General features: G+C 71.2%; 16 protein-coding genes. 8 read left to right on the forward strand and 8 right to left on the reverse strand.

Features of this window, described 5'->3' with window-relative positions; translation table 11 throughout:
- Nucleotides 1-504: 504 nt before the first annotated feature.
- Nucleotides 505-873 (reverse strand): hypothetical protein, encoded by a 369-nt coding sequence (locus tag FLW16_RS40935; protein WP_142566377.1) that lies wholly within the window; start codon nucleotides 871-873, stop codon nucleotides 505-507.
- Nucleotides 874-1700: 827 nt separating this feature from the next.
- On the opposite strand from FLW16_RS40935, the gene FLW16_RS40940 reads away from it, so the two are divergent.
- On the forward strand, nucleotides 1701-2696 hold the full coding sequence (locus FLW16_RS40940; protein ID WP_142566378.1) for a hypothetical protein: 996 nt from the start codon (nucleotides 1701-1703) through the stop codon (nucleotides 2694-2696).
- A 75-nt stretch (nucleotides 2697-2771) separates the two neighbouring features.
- Here FLW16_RS40940 and FLW16_RS40945 read toward each other — a convergent pair whose 3' ends face one another.
- Nucleotides 2772-3161, reverse strand: coding sequence for a hypothetical protein (locus FLW16_RS40945; RefSeq protein ID WP_142566379.1), 390 nt, complete (start codon nucleotides 3159-3161; stop codon nucleotides 2772-2774).
- A 160-nt stretch (nucleotides 3162-3321) separates the two neighbouring features.
- Here FLW16_RS40945 and FLW16_RS40950 point away from each other — a divergent pair, with 160 nt between their 5' ends.
- A complete protein-coding gene (locus FLW16_RS40950) occupies nucleotides 3322-4218 on the forward strand; it encodes a LysR family transcriptional regulator (RefSeq protein WP_142566380.1) in 897 nt (298 codons plus the stop codon).
- Nucleotides 4219-4526: 308 nt separating this feature from the next.
- On the opposite strand, the gene FLW16_RS40955 is transcribed toward FLW16_RS40950, so the two are convergent.
- Complete coding sequence (locus FLW16_RS40955; protein WP_142566381.1) at nucleotides 4527-5297, reverse strand: oxidoreductase; 771 nt, start codon at nucleotides 5295-5297, stop codon at nucleotides 4527-4529.
- Between the two features lie 273 nt (nucleotides 5298-5570).
- Here FLW16_RS40955 and FLW16_RS40960 point away from each other — a divergent pair, with 273 nt between their 5' ends.
- Nucleotides 5571-6215, forward strand: a complete 645-nt coding sequence (locus FLW16_RS40960) for a DNA alkylation repair protein (protein ID WP_221891551.1) — start codon at nucleotides 5571-5573, stop codon at nucleotides 6213-6215.
- Between the two features lie 92 nt (nucleotides 6216-6307).
- On the opposite strand, the gene FLW16_RS40965 is transcribed toward FLW16_RS40960, so the two are convergent.
- Entirely contained in the window at nucleotides 6308-6916 is a 609-nt protein-coding gene (locus tag FLW16_RS40965) for a hypothetical protein (RefSeq protein ID WP_142566383.1), read from the reverse strand.
- A 566-nt stretch (nucleotides 6917-7482) separates the two neighbouring features.
- On the opposite strand from FLW16_RS40965, the gene FLW16_RS40970 reads away from it, so the two are divergent.
- Genes FLW16_RS40970 through FLW16_RS40980 form a run of 3 tightly spaced genes read left to right on the forward strand, consistent with a single transcriptional unit; the run spans nucleotide 7483 to nucleotide 10695 of the window.
- Nucleotides 7483-8343 carry an alkaline phosphatase family protein gene (locus FLW16_RS40970; protein WP_142566384.1) on the forward strand — a complete coding sequence of 287 codons (861 nt, stop codon included), beginning with the start codon at nucleotides 7483-7485 and terminating at the stop codon, nucleotides 8341-8343.
- A gap of 4 nt (nucleotides 8344-8347) precedes the next feature.
- Nucleotides 8348-9676, forward strand: a complete 1329-nt coding sequence (locus tag FLW16_RS40975) for an MFS transporter (RefSeq protein ID WP_142566385.1) — start codon at nucleotides 8348-8350, stop codon at nucleotides 9674-9676.
- Nucleotides 9673-10695 (forward strand): PD40 domain-containing protein, encoded by a 1023-nt coding sequence (locus tag FLW16_RS40980; RefSeq protein ID WP_142566386.1) that lies wholly within the window; start codon nucleotides 9673-9675, stop codon nucleotides 10693-10695. Before FLW16_RS40975 ends, FLW16_RS40980 begins: the two co-directional genes overlap by 4 nt.
- A 43-nt stretch (nucleotides 10696-10738) precedes the next feature.
- Here FLW16_RS40980 and FLW16_RS40985 read toward each other — a convergent pair whose 3' ends face one another.
- The gene (locus tag FLW16_RS40985) at nucleotides 10739-11401 is read right to left on the reverse strand and encodes a response regulator transcription factor (protein ID WP_142566387.1); all 663 of its coding nucleotides are present in this window, start codon (nucleotides 11399-11401) and stop codon (nucleotides 10739-10741) included.
- A complete protein-coding gene (locus tag FLW16_RS40990; RefSeq protein ID WP_142566388.1) occupies nucleotides 11389-12513 on the reverse strand; it encodes a sensor histidine kinase in 1125 nt (374 codons plus the stop codon). The genes FLW16_RS40985 and FLW16_RS40990 overlap by 13 nt, the downstream gene beginning before the upstream one ends.
- Before the next feature lie 132 nt (nucleotides 12514-12645).
- Here FLW16_RS40990 and FLW16_RS40995 point away from each other — a divergent pair, with 132 nt between their 5' ends.
- On the forward strand, nucleotides 12646-13638 hold the full coding sequence (locus FLW16_RS40995) for a hypothetical protein (RefSeq protein WP_142566389.1): 993 nt from the start codon (nucleotides 12646-12648) through the stop codon (nucleotides 13636-13638).
- A 70-nt stretch (nucleotides 13639-13708) separates the two neighbouring features.
- Nucleotides 13709-14635, forward strand: a complete 927-nt coding sequence (locus tag FLW16_RS41000) for a hypothetical protein (RefSeq protein WP_142566390.1) — start codon at nucleotides 13709-13711, stop codon at nucleotides 14633-14635.
- A gap of 219 nt (nucleotides 14636-14854) precedes the next feature.
- Here the strand turns inward: FLW16_RS41000 and FLW16_RS41005 are convergent, their stop codons facing one another.
- Together FLW16_RS41005 and FLW16_RS41010 are read right to left on the reverse strand one after the other, a co-directional pair.
- Nucleotides 14855-16084, reverse strand: coding sequence for an RNA polymerase sigma factor (locus FLW16_RS41005; RefSeq protein ID WP_142566391.1), 1230 nt, complete (start codon nucleotides 16082-16084; stop codon nucleotides 14855-14857).
- Nucleotides 16081-16419, reverse strand: coding sequence for a YciI family protein (locus tag FLW16_RS41010; protein WP_142566392.1), 339 nt, complete (start codon nucleotides 16417-16419; stop codon nucleotides 16081-16083). Before FLW16_RS41010 ends, FLW16_RS41005 begins: the two co-directional genes overlap by 4 nt.
- Between the last annotated feature and the right edge of the window lie 90 nt (nucleotides 16420-16509).

Raw genomic sequence — 16509 nt, forward strand, 5'->3', positions numbered from 1 at the left:
GGGTGACCTTGCCGTACGGGCCCGCGTGTAGGAGGCGCAGCCGCGTGGGTACTGGCTTCTCGCCCCCATGCGCTCGTCGTGTCCGCCCACAGCGACCACGCCGCAGCGGGCGGTGGTCACCAACGTCCATGGACAGAACACCTAGACTGCCCAGCCAGGCCGCTGATCCGGAACCGGGCCAGCGCGCTCGGCCGCTCCCAGCGCTCGGCCGGCACCGGCGAGTGCAGCAGCCCGGACGCAACCTCGGCGGTGCCGAGAACCGCGGAGATCACGCCGGAAGGATAGTGACCCGAACGCAGTTCTCCCCGCCCGGTGCGGTCTTTACGTCAGCGCTGAGGCTTGCGGACCGTGAACCGGGCGATCGGCCTGGTGGGGATGCGGGCAACCTCGGCGACGACCTGGCCGGCACGGGTGAGAAGGCCCCTTCGGCCTCTTCGACGGTTACGGTCGCTCCGGCGTGTCCGATGCCGGCGCCGATCTTCGGCGGGGCTTGCTGACGAACCGTCACCACCGGTACCAGGAGATGACGAAGCTGACGCCGAAGACGAGCATGGCGAGCAGAACGGCGACGCCCACGAAATCCCCGATCAGCCCACCGAGGCCGGTGTCCTCCTCGCTCCTGACGACGTTCACGCTCTCGGGGTCGTAGACGATCCGGACCTTCTCCCCGGTCGTGTAACGGCCGGAGATCTCCTCGACGTGCCGTTCCGTGCCCACCGTGAAACCGATCTTCGTGTAGTGGACGGTGACGGGGTCGCCGTCGCTGTCGTTCCATGTCTCCGACCGGGTGGAGAGCGCGACGCCGGTGGTGTGGACGCCGTGCCGCCCGAGGTCCAGGGCCGACACGATGCCGAAGACCTGAGCGACAAGCATCGAGATCAGGATGCCGAACCAGGCCGCGAAGAACGCGAACGACCCGACACCCTGGAAAGCGTGGGAACGCCGGGATAACCACCGAGCCATCACTCACAGGCCCCCTTGGCTAGGGCGATCGGAAAAGGGGCGGCTGCCGCCCCGTCTCCTTCGACTCCTCCCCCGCCCCAGAGGTTCGGTGTTGGACGGGCATAATCCGTAACTTCGCCAGATGCGGCCGATCTGCCGGCGCGGCATCTGTCGCGCGCGCGGGAACACCTGGGCCCGTGAGATGTTCCCGCGCATCTGGTCTCGCCGCCGAGCCGCTCCGCGTCAGCAGTTGTGCAGGCTGGAGAACTTGCCCGGCCACTTCCAGGACCAGCGCCAGGTCTCACCGGCGGCGTAGTACATGCACTTGCTGTCCTTGTGATGGGCCAAGATCACCTTGAGCCAATGACCTGCGCCGCAGCTGTTGGTCACGCTGAGGTGGTCCGTGACGCCGCTGCTCGACAGATGCCAATGCACGCACGAGGGAAGGGGACTGCGTGCCTGGGCAGTGGCCGCGGATGCCGCTCCGCCGGTGGACAAGAGCAGCGAGGCGGCTCCTGCGGACGCCGCGACGGGAAGTGCGATCTTTCTGCTGAGCTGCATGGCTTCTTTCTCCTGTCTCTGGTGAGGAGGTTCACCTGGACTCGGGCCAGGCATGGCCAGCTCACCTGCGAAGACAGGTGTCCAACAAGCGGCGCAACAGAATTGAACGCAATTGGCCGATCTTGTACGGCAGGCGTAGAAGTAAGACTGCCAGAGGAATCCTCTGACCGTCCCGTTCCCAGGAAGGTGGGTTTCACATGGGCGACGCGGTGACCTCGCCTCCGCCAGATCCGGCGTCGGCGAGCAGCGCTCAAGAATTCATCGACGTGCTCCAGCGGCTCAGGACCTGGGCGGGACAGCCCTCACTGCGCCGCTTGCGCCACCTGGCCGGCCGCTCGACCACCCCCGATGGCCACCAGGTGGACGCCCTGCCGGCGAGCACCGTGTCCTACATCCTCAACGGGCGGGGGCTGCCCGGCCTGCCGCGGCTGGCCTTCGTCGAGGCCTATGTGGCGGCGTGCCTCTCCGCCTGCGACCTGTCGACTGAGGAGATCGAGGCTCAGGTCGCCCGGTGGCAGGACACCTGGCGGCGAATAGCAAGCCCTGGTGATCTTGAGTCCGCCACCCAGCAGGCCAAGAAGACGACCCCCTCGGTTCACGCCCCAGCGCCGACGGCCTCCGGGCCGGGCCGTACCCGCATCCTGCTGGCCGGTCTCGCCGGGCTCGTGGCGGGCGCACTCATCGCCACGGTTGTGACCCTGTTCCTACGGCCCGCCGATGACGCAATCCCTCTGGTCCGCGGTGAAGATCCCAACCGGTGTGACGCGCCCAGCGTCTGCTTCTCCGACCGTGGGCAGACCGGCCGGTTCCGCGACGTCACCGACAGCTACCAACCCCTCAACGACAGCCGCGACACGCGGGCCATGGTCAACCCGCGCAAGGACGACGTGGTGTGGCTGCGCTGGGAGGACGGTCACAGCGAGTGCACCATGCCGTTCGCAACCTACCGCCTCGCTCCGGGAGTGGCCGAGATCCGCATCAGCCGCGACTACCGCTGTCCCCCTGAGAAGGGCAAGCGTCGCGCCGTCCTGGACCCGGCCGCGGTGGTTCCGGCGCCCCTGCCTCCCTGCTACGCCACCACGTCCCGGCGGCAGGCGGCCATGGGAGCTTCGTCGGTCTCGACGTTGCCGCCGGGCAGGTCTTCGTCCCTTATCCAGGTCAGGCGCGCTTCACTTCCCGCCCGCGTCCTTTGAGGTCAGCCCGGGCGGTCGATGGTGCGGATGCTCGGCATCCGACATGCGCTCCATCACTCAGGACCAGGGGGCTGGTCACCCTATGGGGACGCACATCGCGTAAAGCTCGACGCTGATCTTCTCGCTCGTCGGGTTCACCACGACGAAGTCCCAGGCGTTCTGGACAGCACCGGGAGTGTCGCTCGTGCTGCCGGGCGCGCTTACCGGGAACGCCACCGGCTTGCTCACGTCATGGGCTCCGCGAAAAGCATGACCTCCGCCCACGGCCCGCAGACCCTTTCCGCACACCACGTTCGCCGACAGGATCCCCCGGCCGTCGACCTCTCGCGTCTCCTTCACCACGGTCACGTCCGACCCGTTGGACTGGTTCGCCGTAGCGATGCCGCCCAACGCGAGCGCCACCAATGCCAGCGCTCCGACCCCGGCCAGTGCGATCTTCCCGGCCAGCTTTCCGTGAGATGCCATGACGCTCCGCCTCTGTCGTCCATCTTGTTGATCGAACCACGTCTCTTCGGCCTGCATCACATCGAGAACCCGGCCCGCGGAGGTCGAAAGATCCCGCTTACACTATTACAGCAATTACAGGTGGTGGATCGTGGCCTACCGCAGGGAGGGAATGGAGCCGATGAGCCTTCGTCAGTTCGAGTACGCCCTGGCCGTTGCCGAGGAGGGCTCGGTGACGGCGGCGGCGGAGCGGCTGAACGTCGCTCAACCGTCGATGTCCCAGCAGATCCGCAGCCTGGAGCGGGAACTCGGCGTGAAACTGTTCGCCCGTACGCCGACCGGACTGGTGCCCACCGTGGTCGGCCGGGCGTTCCTGCGGGAGGCGGAGGTCGCGGTGCGGGCGTCGCGGCGGGCGAGGGCGACGGCGCGGGCCCACGCCGACGAACTCGTGGGCGAGCTGGTGGTCGCGGTGCAGATGGGCTTCGGCACGCGGCAGCTGCCGGGCGCGCTGAGCGCGCTGCGCCGACGCTTCCCGCGGCTGGAGGTCACCGTCTTCGAGGAGCCGAGCTCCGCCGAGCTGGAGCGGCTGTGCCGCCGGGGCGTGCTGGACCTCGCCCTGATGGCGGCGTGCGAGCAGTCCCCCGACGACGCCCACCACCTCGGCGACGAGGAGTTCGTCGTGGTGCTGCGCTCCGGGCACCGGCTGCTCGCCGCGGACCGGGTCGAGCTGCGCGAGCTGGAGGGAGAGCCGTGGGTGAGGTTCGACCGCGACAGCGCGCTCGACGGCGTGCTGCTGAACGTGCTGCGGGACAACGAGCTGACCCCGGCCACGGTCGCCCGCGTGTCCCAGACGGCGACGGCCGTGCGCTGGGCCGCCCACGGGCTGGGGGTGACGCTCGTCCCGGCCTCCGCGGTGCCCCACGGTTACGAGCGCCTCGTCCGCCCGGTGTTCCCGGCCGTGTCCCAGCCCGTCATCGCCGTGGTCCGGCCCGGCGCGGGCCCGGCGGAGACGGCCCTGCTCGAACTCCTGCGTCAGGAGACCTGGCACGATTCCGCATTCTTCTCACCGGTGTCCTGACGGCCGCATCATCGCCACCGGATACGACCTCCTACGAAGTAGCGGGCTCTCGCGCCGCATCGATCCCATGGGCGACCGGTGCACGCCCGTGGCAGACGGCAGGACGAACTCAGAGCTGGGTGACGCCGGCCGCATGGACACTGGTCGCCGGCATGCCGATGACGTTCGCGGTGGAGGTGGCGAGGACGGCGCCATGCCAGGATTCTTTCGTTCTTTCTCGCAAAACTCGGTGATGTGCCGGGTTTCCACTGCGGCTCGGCTCGATGAGTTCTTCTTGTCGAAACCGGCGCTCTGGAATGTCGTCGGCGTCACCCCCTGGGGAATTCGCCGCCGTCCACGACGAGATCGCTCCCGGTCAGCCAGCTCGCCCGGTCGGACACGAGGAACAGCACCGCGTGGGCGATGTCGTCGGGCTGACCATCGCGCCCCAGCGGCACGGCATTGTCGTTCTGGTCCGGCGCCGCGTCCATGCGCGCCCACTGCTCCCGCGTCCGTTCGCCGCCGGGGGTGGCGACTCTGCCGGGAGTCAGGGTGTTGACCCGGACACCGAACGGGGCCAGCTCCAAGGCCAGTCCCCGGCTGTAGTTCCCCAGCGCCGCCTTCGCCGCCGTGTAGTGCAGGAACGGCGCCACCGGGGCGGCGACCGCGGCCGAGGAGACGTGCACGATCGCCCCCGAACGCCGTTCCCGCATCCCTGGTGTCAGCAGCGAGTCCAGCCGCACAGACGCCAGGAAGTTCAGGTCCAGCGCGTCCTGCCACTCCTCGTCGGGGATGGCCGCGCTCCCCTTGTGCGGCCGGGCGCCGCCCGCGTTGTGGACCAGGATGTCCACTCCGCCGAGCGCCTCCTGCGCGGCCGCGGCGAGCGCCTCCGCTCCAGCCCGTGTCCGTACGTCGGCCTCCACGAAGGCGGCCCCCTCCGGCACCGTGCTCGTCGCCGACCTGGCGGTCGTGAGCACTTCGGCGCCCGCGTCCAAGAGCCGGCGCACAATGGCCGCCCCGATTCCGCGAGAGCCACCCGTGACCAGAGCCCGCTTTCCCGCGAGTTCTCGCTTTCCCGATCCGTTTTCATTCGTGGTCATGCCACCGGTCCTCTCGATCGCGCGTTGGTCCGCTCGGCATCAGAAGAATCGACGTGCGCAGAGCGCGAATTCATGGATAAATCGCGGTGAGCACCTCGTCGAGCTGTTTCACGGTACGTCCGGAAAAGAACGAGAGGCAAAGACGAAATGTAAGCAGATGCTATAGGTGATACCTATGAACAGACGAGTGCTCGTAGGCTGAATCTCACACGTGACGGACAGGAGGCCGAGGTGGCCGAGACGGCGCCGACCGAGACGACGGTGGCCGAGGTGATGGCCGAGCTGGCCGGCCTCGATGACCCGAAGGCGCGCGAGGTGAACAAGAGACACGGTGACGATCACGGTGTGAACCTCAGCAGGCTGCGCGCGCTCGCGAAGCGGCTGAAGACGCAGCAGGAACTCGCATGCCGGCTCTGGGAGACCGATGACACCGCGGCGAGACTGCTGGCGATCCTGATCTGCCGCCCGAAGGCGTTCGAGCGTGACGAGCTGGACGTCATGCTGCGCGAGGCGCGCACACCCAAGGTGCATGACTGGCTCGTGAACTACGTGGTGAAGAAGAACCCGCACTCCGAGGAGCTGCGCCTGACCTGGTCCGCCGATCCGGATCCAGTGGTCGCGAGTGCCGGCTGGGCCCTGACCACCGAACGCGTGTCCAAGAAGCCTGAGGGCCTCGACCTCGCAGGACTGCTCGGCGTCATCGAGGCGGAGATGAAAGACGCCCCGGATCGCCTGCAGTGGGCGATGAACCACTGTCTGGCTCAGATCGGGATCGAGCACGCCGAGCACCGCGCCCGTGCGATCGACATCGGTGAGCGCCTGGAGGTGCTCAAGGACTACCCGACTCCCCCGGGATGCACGTCTCCGTTCGCGCCCATCTGGATCACCGAGATGGTGCGCCGGCAGCACGACAAGTAGGAAGGCTTCCCGCTCCGGCCGCTCCCCGGGAGTACCTGACTCCCCGAGGCCGCCGCCGGCGAACCACGTCGTGTCCAAGGTGATTGACGTCGTCAAACGAGTTGCAATCGAGTGCCGCCCGGGCTCCACTGGACGGCGACCAGGTCGGAGCCGTACTCCTGAGCCAGCCGACGGCGCAGCCGCAGGTCGACGTCGTTCACCTCTACCACGGCCCGGTTCCGCTCGGCGTCGATGTAGCCGCTCAAAACCCTCGGGTCGTCGACCCGTGACATCACGGCGTCCAACACGGTTTCGAGCTCCGCCCGGCTGTGCCGCACCTGCCGTACGACCGGGGTGATCGTGAAGGGGGTCCGTACGTGGTCGGGCCATGCGACACCGGTGAGCGGTGCGGCGGCCAGCGCCCGCCCACGTTCGGTGATGTACGGAGAGACCAGCCGGTATGGCCGCTTCAGCAGATACGGCGGGGCGAGGTCCTTCGGGTGTGCCTCCACGCGCTGCGTGGCCGCGTCCAGGGCATAGTTGAACGGCTCGATTCGCGAGTCGTAGGGCTCGTCGAAGAAGGCGGCCCAGTCAACGGTGAACACCTCGACGGCCTCGGACGTCGCGCGTTCCACGACCAACCGGCCCGACACGCGGGACGCGGCGCCCAAGGTGAGGGAGTAGAGGACGAACAGCGCGAGGATCACCCTAAGCGTACGCATGGCGCCTCAGCCTAGAACGATCTTCAGTCTTCGGCTGAGAAATCGGCCTGACCACCCGTGATGCGGTCACCGCGGCCGACCGTTCAGCAGCCGGGGTGTAGGCTCCTCGGTCCACCACCGCCGGCTCGCCGAGCCCGGATTCCCTGCGACACCGGGCGACACCGGGCGACACCGGGCGACACCGGGCGACACCGGGCGACACCGGGCGACACCGGGCGACACCGGGCGACACCGGGCGACACCGGGCGACACCGGGCGACACCGGGCGACACCGGGCGGCACTGTGCGGCACGACAGCCGTCACCGGGCTCGACGCCCACGACGTCCGCGACACCCACGCCGCCGCCATCGCGGACACGTCGGTCCCGCCGGCCCCGGCGGTCCGGCGCTCCGTTCGGTCACACCCGGTCGGGTGGGTCGCAGCACCCGGCGAGGCAATCCCGGAAATCGGGCGGCAAGGGGGCTTCACTCACCGTTCGGCCAACCTTCACGTCGGGCGTGCGGTCGGCGTCACGGGGGGTTCCTAGCCTGAGCTCGTCGCAGACACCCCCCTGTGGAGGACAGCCATGCCGTCCCGCCGCATCACCGCTCTCGCCGCCGCCATCACGCTGTCCGCGGCCTCCCTGGGCCTGTGGGCCGCCGGAGGCTTCAGCGCCCAGGCGGCCACGTTGCCGACGCCGGACCACACGGTGGTCGTGGTCTTCGAGAACCACGCCTACTCCCAGGTCGTCGGCAGCTCCAGCGCTCCCTACATCAACTCCCTGAAGAGCGGCGGGGCCAACCTGACCGCCTTCTACGCCGAGACCCATCCCAGCCAGCCCAACTACTTCGCCATGTTCTCCGGGTCGACGCAGGGCATCACCGACGACTCCTGCTACACCCCCGGCTTCAGTTCCGCGCCCAACCTGGCGTCGGAGCTGATCGCCGCGGGCAAGAGCTGGGCCAGCTACAACGAGTCGCTGCCCAGCCAGGGCTCGACCACCTGCAGCAGCGGCAAGTACGCCCGCAAGCACAACCCCTGGTTCGGGTTCTCCAACGTGCCGACGTCCACCGCGTACACGTTCGCCCAGTTCCCCACCGACTTCACCAAGCTGCCCAAGGTGTCGTTCGTCGTCCCGAACCTGTGCAGCGACATGCACGACTGCTCGGTGTCCACCGGTGACACCTGGCTGAAGAACAACCTCGGCGCGTACGCGACCTGGGCCAAGACCCACAACAGCCTTCTCGTCGTCACCTTCGACGAGGACAACAGGCTGAGCGGCAACCGCATCGCCACCGTCCTGTACGGGCAGCCGGTGTCGGCGGGGTCGTCCTCCGGCACCACCTACAACCACTACAACCTGTTGCGCACCATCGAGGACATGTACGGCACCGGCCACGCGGGCAACGCGGCGTCGGCGTCGGCCATCTCCGGCGTCTGGAACTGACCGCGTGTACCTCGCGGACAGTCGCGGCGCGCCCGCCGTCGTCCCGCAGCGGGGGCGGCGGTGGGCCGCGGTTCCGGGAACCGTGCTGGCCCTGGGCGCGGTGAGCCTGATCACGGACGTGTCGGCGGAGATGATCACCGCCGTGCTGCCGCTCTATCTCGTCTCCGGGCTGGGGCTGTCCCCGCTCGGCTTCGGCGTGCTGGACGGCGTCTACAACGGGGTCGGCGCCCTGGTGAGGCTGGCCGGAGGCCACCTCGCCGACGGTGGAGGCGGGCGGCACAAGGCGGTCGCCGTGGCCGGCTACGGCCTGTCGGCGCTGTGCAAGCCGCTGCTGCTGGTCGCCCACACCCTGCCGGTGATCGGCGCGGTGCTGGCCCTCGACCGTACGGGCAAGGGCCTGCGCACCGCCCCCAGGGACGCCCTCATCTCGCTGGCCGCCCCGCCCGAGCGCCGGGGGCAGGCGTTCGGCGTGCACCGGGCGATGGACACCGCCGGAGCCCTCTGCGGGCCCGTCCTGGCGTTCCTGGTGCTGGGAGTGGCGGCGGAGGGTTACGACGCCGTCTTCACGGTCAGCGCCTGCGTCGCCGCGCTGGGCGTGCTGGTGCTGGTGCTCTTCGTCCCCGGCCGTCCCGGCGGCGTCGGCGTCGCCCGGAGTGCGGCGCCCTCCGGCCCGCTCCGGGCATCCGCGCTCCCGCGAAAGGCACCCGCGCTCCCGCGGATGCCCGGCCTGGGGCGGCTGGCGGCGTGCGCGGTGCTGCTGGGGCTGACGACGGTGAGCGACTCCTTCGTCTACCTGCTGCTGCAGCGCAGGTTCGAGGTGCCCGTGCAGTGGTTCCCCCTGCTGCCGCTCGGGACCGCGGCCGCCTTCCTGCTGCTGGCCGTGCCCGCCGGCGCCGTCGCCGATCGCGTCGGACGGCGGAGGCTGTTCCTGCTCGGGCACCTGGCGCTGCTCGTCGCGTACGGCCTGGTGCTGGCGGTCCCCGGCGGGCCGCTGCCGGCGGTGGTGCCAGTGGTGGTAACGGTGCTCGTGCTGCACGGGACCTTCTACGCGGCGACCGACGGCGTGCTGGCGGCCGCGGTCGCCGGCGTCGTGCCGGACGCGATGAGGGCGAGAGGGCTGGCCCTGGTGGGCACCGGCCAGGCCCTGGCCCGATTCGCCTGCTCGATCGGGTTCGGCGCCGCCTGGACAGCCTGGGGCGACGGCCCGGCGCTGGCCGTCGCGACGGCGGGGCTGGCGATCTCCACCCCCATCGCGCTCGCCGCGCTCCGCCCCACCCCGCGCCCCTCCCGGCGGCGGACGACCCGACCGTGCGACGAGAAGGGAACCCCGTGACCGTCCCACCCCGCCTGACGGTCCTGCTGGCCGCGGTCCTGCTCCTCGGGGGCCTGTCCACCTGGGCGGTGGTGCACGCCGCCGCCCGCGCGGAGAGCCGGGACCTGCCGCGGACGGGAGAGCCCTCCGCCGGTCCGGGCGCGGTCACGCTCGCGGCGGGACAGGGGCGCCGGATGCTCTTCCGGACGATGACGTGGGGTCCGCACCGCGACGAGGTGGTCTCCGTGCCCGCGGACGACCCGGGGGGCGCGCGCGTCTCGTCCGGGATGCGGTGCCTGCGTTTCCACGCCTCGTCCGGCACCGGCGCCTGCCTCCAGGCCGAGCACGGCTCGCTGGGCGACACCTACCGAGCCGTGGTGCTCGACGCGCGCCTGCGGGAGCGGCGCGCGTTCCCCCTCGCCGGCATCCCCACCCGCACGAGGGTCTCTCCGTCCGGCCGCATGGCGGCCTGGACCGTCTTCGTGAGCGGCGACTCGTACGCGGGGACGAACTTCTCCACCCGCACCTCGATCCTGGACACGCGCACCTGGTCGCTGCAGGACAACCTGGAGACCTACCACGTGGTCAAGGACGGCCGTCCCTATCACGCGGCCGATGTCAACCTGTGGGGGGTGACCTTCGCCGACGACGGCCACTTCTGGGTCACCCTCGCGACGGGGGGCCGCACGTGGCTGGCGCGCGGCGACGTCGCGGCCCGCACCCTGACCACGATCCGGCAGAACGTGGAATGCCCGTCGCTCTCCCCCGACGGCACCCGCATCGCCTTCAAGAAGCGGGTGGCCGGCCTTCCCGAGGACGCGCCGTGGCGGCTGTACGTCCTCGACCTTGCGACCATGCGGGAAACCCCGATCGCTGAGCGGCGCAGCGTCGACGACCAGGCGGTGTGGCTCGACGCCCGCACGCTCGGCTATGCCATGCCGGGCGACTTCGGCGCCGACATCTGGACGGCGCCGGCGGACGGCTCGGGAGCCCCGCGCCGCCTGCTCTCCGCCGCGCTCGCCCCCGTCGTCGTCCAGTGAACGCCGCCGCACCGCTGGAAGTCCGTATGGGAAACGGGCCCGGCTAGAGCGGACTGTCGTGGGCGATGAGGGCGAGCTGGACGCGATTGTCCAGGTTGGTCTTCGCGAGGATGCGGGAGATGTAGCTCTTCACCGTGCCGACGCTCATGTGGAGCTCGGCCGCGATGTCCGCGTTGGACCTGCCCCGGCCGACCGCGGCGGCGACCTCACGCTCGCGGTCGCTGAGCCGGGACAGCAGCATGCGTGCGTCGGCGCGGCGGCGGTCCTCCGCCTCCGGCGCCAGGTGGGCGATCAGGCGCCGGGTCACGCCGGGTGACAGGATCGGCTCGCCCGCCGCGACCCGGAGGACCGCGTCCACGATGCCCTCCGGCGGGGTGTCCTTGAGCAGGAACCCGCTCGCCCCGGCGCGCAGCGCGCCGAAGACGTGCTCGTCGGCGTCGAACGTGGTCAGCATGATGACGTGGGGAGGGTCGGGCCGCCGCCGCAGCAGCCGGGTGGCGTCGATCCCGTCCAGGCCCGGCATGCGGATGTCCATGAGCACCACATCGGGCGCATGCGCGTCGACCGCGGCCGCGACGTCCGCGCCGTCGGCCACGCCGCCCACCACGACGAGCTCGTCGGCGCCCCTGAGCATCAGCGTCAGACCCGCCCTGACGAGCGGGTCGTCGTCCACGACCAGCACGCGTATGGCGCTCACACCGGCCATGGTAGCCAGACCGTCAGGCGGAACTCGCCTTCCGCCACCCCGGCCTGCTCCACCCGGCCGCCCGCCAGCTCGGCCCGCTCCCGCATCCCGGCCAGGCCGGCGCCCTCCCCTCGTGGAGCGTGCACCACGGGATTGCGCACCTCGATGGCGAGCCCCCGGTCAGGCCCGCCGTCGAGGCGGACGGTCACCGGCCTGCCCGGCGCGTGCTTCCTGGCGTTGGTGAGGCCCTCCTGGACGATCCGGTAGGCCGCCCGTGCCGTCGCGCCCGGCAGGTCGGGCAGCCGCACACCGCCGTCGCGCATCTCGACCTCCATGCCCGCCCGCCGTACCTCCTCGATCAGAGCGCGCAGGTCCAGCTCGGAAAGGACGGGCGCCTCGCGGAGCACCGAGATGACCTGGCGCAGCTCCTGCAGCGCCTGATGCGCGCTGGAGCGCACCACCGCGGCCGCCTCGACCACCTCCTCGGGGTCGGCCCGCGCGTTGAACTGCAGCGCCCCGGCGTGCAGCGCCAGCAGCGACAGCCGGTGCGCCAGCACGTCGTGCATCTCGCGGGCGATGGCCAGGCGTTCGGCGTGGCGGGCCCGCTCGACGCGCAGCCGTTGCTCCTCCTCGGCATTGCGGACCCGCTCCGCCAGCGACAGCAGCAGTTGGCGGCGGGCCCGCGCCAGCATCCCCCATCCCGTCAGCGCCACCCCGAACAGCACCGCGACCAGCGCCCACACCGGGTACGGCGCCAGCCCCGGCGGCCGCAGCCAGAACCGGGCCAGCGTCGCGGCCACCCAGGCGGCGCCGACACCGATCGCGACGGCCGAGCGCCGATACAGGGCGGCCATCAGCGTGGCGATGCCGGCCGCGACCGCCGCCGAGGCCGCGGGCACCGCCACCGCCACGGCCACGAGCGCCGTGGTGGCCGGCCACCGGCGCGACAGCCACAGCGCCCCGCACGCCGCCGCGCCGCCGGCCACGTCCGCGACCAGCCACCAGCCGGTAGCCGCGCCGAGGTCGTCTCGCACGACGACCGCCGCCGCGGCCAGCGCGCAGGCGACGCCTCCTGCCCGGATCGCCCGGTCGCGCCGGGTCCTCGCAGGACCCGGCCGTACGTCTGCCGTCACGGACGTTCAGCGTAATGACGGCGGGCCCGCCGCCGGCAGCAACCAAAGTCGACGCCGGGTTGTCACCTGGGTTGCCACGGACAGGCCCCGGGGCGGCAGACGTGGGCGGTGTGCGCGGAACACGCTGGCCGCATGACGGCGAACAAGACGCGCGGCCGCCTGGCCGCACTGCTCCTCGCGGTGATCACACCGCTCGTGGCCGAGTTCACCCTCGGCAACCCGCCACTGCGCATGGCGTGGCTCCTGCTGCTGTGGGTTCCGATATACGGCGCGGGCGTCGTCCTGGTGCGCGAGCTGGTACGGCGGGCCGGGACGGGCTGGACGGGGGTGCTGCTGCTCGGCGCCGCCTACGGCATCGTCGAGGAAGGCCTGGCACTGCAGGCGCTGAGCAGCCCCACGATCTACGGCGCCGCCGGGTGGGCGCCCCGGGTCCTGGGCCTGAACAGCGCCTACGCCGAGCTGCAGATCCCCTACCACGCGGTCTTCAGCGCCGCGATCCCGATCCTCCTGACCGACCTGATCGTCCCGTCCCTGCGCGACCGGCCCTACCTGGGCAGGCTCGGCGCCTGGCTGGCCGGGGCGGTCTTCGTCCTCGGCGCGCTGCTGCTGCGGATGACGGTGGTGACGAGTATCGACCCCGGATACGAGGCGCCGCCGGCGATCCTGGCGGGCTGTACGGCGGCCGTGGTCCTGCTGGCGGCGGCGGGGCTGCGGCTGAAGTCCCGCCCGGGCATGCCCTCGATCAGCCCGCCCGCGCCCGCTGCGGCCGGAGTGTTCGGCGCCGTGGCCACCTTCGCATACCTGGCGTCGCTGTTCCCGTTCGGCGGCGCGACTCAGCCCGCATTCACCCACGGCGCGTGGGTGATCGTGCCCATGTCGGCCGCCGCCGTTCTGGCGGTCGCCGTCGCGTGGCTCCTGCGCCGCTGGACGGCCGGCGGCCTGTGGACGGACCGGCACAGCCTCGCCCTGGCCTCCGGCGCCCTGATCGCCCACACCGCCTTCGGCCTGATCTCCAATACCGACACGGCGGCCGACCGCGCCGGCCTGGCGGCCGTCGGCGTGGTCATGATGTGTCTGCTGGCATTGCTGGGCCGCCGCGTCGCCGACCTCTCTCGCTCCAGGTGATTCGGTGGCGTGCTCGCCGAGCACGCCGCATTCACCACACCCAAGATCGATCTGCGCTTGGATGTACGGCATGCACCCCCTCATCGTCGCCCTGGCCCTCGTGACCGCCTCCCCCGCCACCACCCACGTCCGAGCCGCAGAACCCGATCCGATGGCGGGCCTGCGTTTCCTGCTCGCCCGCGGCGCCGGCGCGACGACCGAGTTCTACGGGAGCGCCTCCACGGATCTGACGAGGCAGGTGCAGCTGAGCAACGGCAAGCGCACCTTCATCGGGAGCGGCATGGAACTGCGCGGCACCGGCAGGGTCAAGCTGGGACGGGCCGGCGTTATCGCCTCTGAACACGTCCGGCAGCTGATCATCGGCAACAAGCGGCTGGTGGTGGACGAGGCGGCCAAGGACCCCTACTTCGCCGGCGTGCTCCGCACGGTGGGGACGCTGCGTACGCTCAGCGTGGGCGGCTGGCAGTACCAGCTCGCGCCGCGGGCGAAGTCCTGGGTGCGCACCGGCCGCGCGAGCGGCGCCGCAGCCGCGTACGGCGACCAGTTCGTCAACGTCCTGGAGCCGGCCACGCTGCGCACGCTGCTGTCCGGCAAGAGCCGCAAGAGCGTCACGCCCTGGACCAAGGACCGCACCACCGGACGCAGGCAGCGGATCTACACCCTGACCGGGACGATCAGGCTCAAGGAGCTCTACCGCGTCTCCCCCAGCTTCCGCGAGGCCGCGGGAACCTCGGCCCTCGGCACGTCCGAGGTGACGTGGACGTACATGTACGACGACCGCGGGTGGCCCTACCGGGTCGGCTGGCGCTTCTACGCGCACCCCCGGCCCGAGGTCCCGGGGCTCGGAGACGACCGGATCCTGCGGGCGCACCTGGCCACGCAGTACCGGAACTGGGAGAAGCCGATGACGATCACCGCGCCCAAGGCGACGCCGGGGCGGGGGCTGGAGGTCGACGACCTCAGCGACGTGCTCAGCGCTCCCGCGCGCCGTAGGTGAGGCAGTAGGCGGAGAGGCGTCCTCAGCGATAGGGCCGCGTGGTGCGTGTCGGAGGCTTGTAAGCGGCGTCGATCTGTTCGCGGACAGCGCCTTTACGAAGTAGATCAATAACACCGCCTGGCGTCGGACTGGCACATGCGGCGAGGCTCGCCGCCGGCTCTCCCCCGCCCGACGCCGGGCTCGCCGCTCCCCCGGCAGCCCGGGCACTCACCGGGGGCGCTATGGCCACTCTCCATGGGTCAGATCCAGCCGCTGGTGGAGCAGGGCCTGCTGGGCCGGATTGGCGGTCAGGCCCAGCGCCCGCTCATCACATAGCCGCGCCTGGCTCGTGTCGCCCAGCGCGCGCAGCAGTTCTGCTCGGGTGGCGTGCAGGAGCGGGTAGCGGGACAGGGCCTCCTCCAGGCCGGTCAGCTCCGCCAGCGCGGCCGCGGGCCCCTTGACGTAGCGCAGGGCGACGGCCCGGTGCAGCCGGGTGACCGGCGAGGGCGCAACCGCCAGGAGCATGTCGTACAGCACGAGGATCTGTGCCCAGTCGGTGTGCTCGAAGCCGGCGGCCTCGGCGTGACAGGCCACGATCGCGGCCTGCAACTGGTAAGGCCCCGGCCGGCGATGGGCCCTGGCGGTGCGCGTCAGCACCGCGGTCGCCTCGGCGATCGCGGCGCGGTCCCACAGACCGCGGTCCTGCTCGGCGAGCGGCACCAGACGCCCGTGGGAGTCGAACCGGGCCGCGCCGCGCGCCCGGTGCAGCCGGATGAGCGCGAGCAGCCCGGCCACTTCCGGCTCGCCCGGCATGAGGCCGGCCAGGAGCCCGGCCAGCCACTCGGCGTCGTCGGCCAGGTCGCGCGCCTCGGCCCGATCGCCGCTGCTGGACAGATAGCCCTCGTTGAACAGCAGGTAGACGACCGCGAGCACGGCGTCCAGCCGCTCGGGCAACTCCTCGGCGTCCGGAATCCGGTAGGGGATGCCCGCTTCGGCGATCTTTCGTTTGGCGCGGGTGAGCCGCTGCGCCACCGTGGTCTCCGGCACGACGAAGGCCGCGGCGATCTGCGCGGTGCTCAGCCCGCACACCACCCGCAGGGTCAGCGCGATCCGGGCCGCCGGCGACAGCGCCGGATGGCAGCACGTGAAGATCAGCCGCAGCCTGTCGTCGCCTTCCCCCGGCTCGGGCCACCGCAGCCGGGCCAGCTTGACGCGGTAGTTCGTCTCCCGCCGCAGCACGTCGAGGCCGCGCCGGCGGGCCACGGTGAACAGCCAGGCGTCCGGCCGGTCCGGCACGCCCTCGACCGGCCAGCGGCGCAGCGCGGTCTCCACGGCGTCCTGCACCAGGTCCTCGGCGGCGGAGAAGTCGCCCAGCAGCGACACCAGGCACGCCGCGAGGCGGCCCGCGTGCTCGCGCACGACGCGGGCCAGCACCTCACGGCTCCCCTTTCCGCTGTCCGGCCCGCTCATGCGACCGGGCGGATCTCCACGATCGGGCACGCCGGCCAGGACCTGGCCAGTTTCAGCGCCTCGTCCAGATCGGCCACCTCCACCTCCGCGTATCCGCTGACGACCTCCTTGCCCTCGACGAACGGCCCGTCGGTGACGACGGGCTCGCCGCCGCCGAGATGTACGGTGGTCGCGGTGTGCGCGGGCGCCAGATGCATGTGATGCGTGATCTTGTCGGAGTTCTCGGCGAACCAGCGCATCACCGCCTCGTAGGCGGCCTCGCGCTCCAGCTCGTCCATCGCCTCCAGTCGCTTGGCGAACTCCTCGGTCTCGGCGAACATCAGCACGTACTTCATGGTTGGCTCTCTTCCTTCGGTCGGCCTTCAACAGGAAGACGAACGAGCACCCGCCTCACACGACACCCGGCGGCACGACTTCGCCGGGCG

Source organism: Microbispora sp. KK1-11 (genome assembly GCF_006874435.1).
GTDB classification, from domain to species: domain Bacteria; phylum Actinomycetota; class Actinomycetes; order Streptosporangiales; family Streptosporangiaceae; genus Microbispora; species Microbispora catharanthi.

Excerpts from the sequence above, each read along its gene's own strand:
- FLW16_RS40945 (WP_142566379.1), bottom strand. The coding sequence starts at position 3,161 with ATGGCATCTCACGGAAAGCTGGCCGGGAAGATCGCACTGGCCGGGGTC.
- FLW16_RS40960 (WP_221891551.1), top strand. The coding sequence starts at position 5,571 with ATGGCCGAGCTGGCCGGCCTCGATGACCCGAAGGCGCGCGAGGTGAAC.
- FLW16_RS40940 (WP_142566378.1), top strand. The coding sequence starts at position 1,701 with ATGGGCGACGCGGTGACCTCGCCTCCGCCAGATCCGGCGTCGGCGAGC.
- FLW16_RS40955 (WP_142566381.1), bottom strand. The coding sequence starts at position 5,297 with ATGACCACGAATGAAAACGGATCGGGAAAGCGAGAACTCGCGGGAAAG.
- FLW16_RS40985 (WP_142566387.1), bottom strand. The coding sequence starts at position 11,401 with ATGGCCGGTGTGAGCGCCATACGCGTGCTGGTCGTGGACGACGACCCG.
- FLW16_RS40995 (WP_142566389.1), top strand. The coding sequence starts at position 12,646 with ATGACGGCGAACAAGACGCGCGGCCGCCTGGCCGCACTGCTCCTCGCG.
- FLW16_RS40935 (WP_142566377.1), bottom strand. The coding sequence starts at position 873 with ATGCTTGTCGCTCAGGTCTTCGGCATCGTGTCGGCCCTGGACCTCGGG.
- FLW16_RS40965 (WP_142566383.1), bottom strand. The coding sequence starts at position 6,916 with ATGCGTACGCTTAGGGTGATCCTCGCGCTGTTCGTCCTCTACTCCCTC.
- FLW16_RS40970 (WP_142566384.1), top strand. The coding sequence starts at position 7,483 with ATGCCGTCCCGCCGCATCACCGCTCTCGCCGCCGCCATCACGCTGTCC.
- FLW16_RS41010 (WP_142566392.1), bottom strand. The coding sequence starts at position 16,419 with ATGAAGTACGTGCTGATGTTCGCCGAGACCGAGGAGTTCGCCAAGCGA.
- FLW16_RS41005 (WP_142566391.1), bottom strand. The coding sequence starts at position 16,084 with ATGAGCGGGCCGGACAGCGGAAAGGGGAGCCGTGAGGTGCTGGCCCGC.
- FLW16_RS40950 (WP_142566380.1), top strand. The coding sequence starts at position 3,322 with ATGAGCCTTCGTCAGTTCGAGTACGCCCTGGCCGTTGCCGAGGAGGGC.
- FLW16_RS41000 (WP_142566390.1), top strand. The coding sequence starts at position 13,709 with ATGCACCCCCTCATCGTCGCCCTGGCCCTCGTGACCGCCTCCCCCGCC.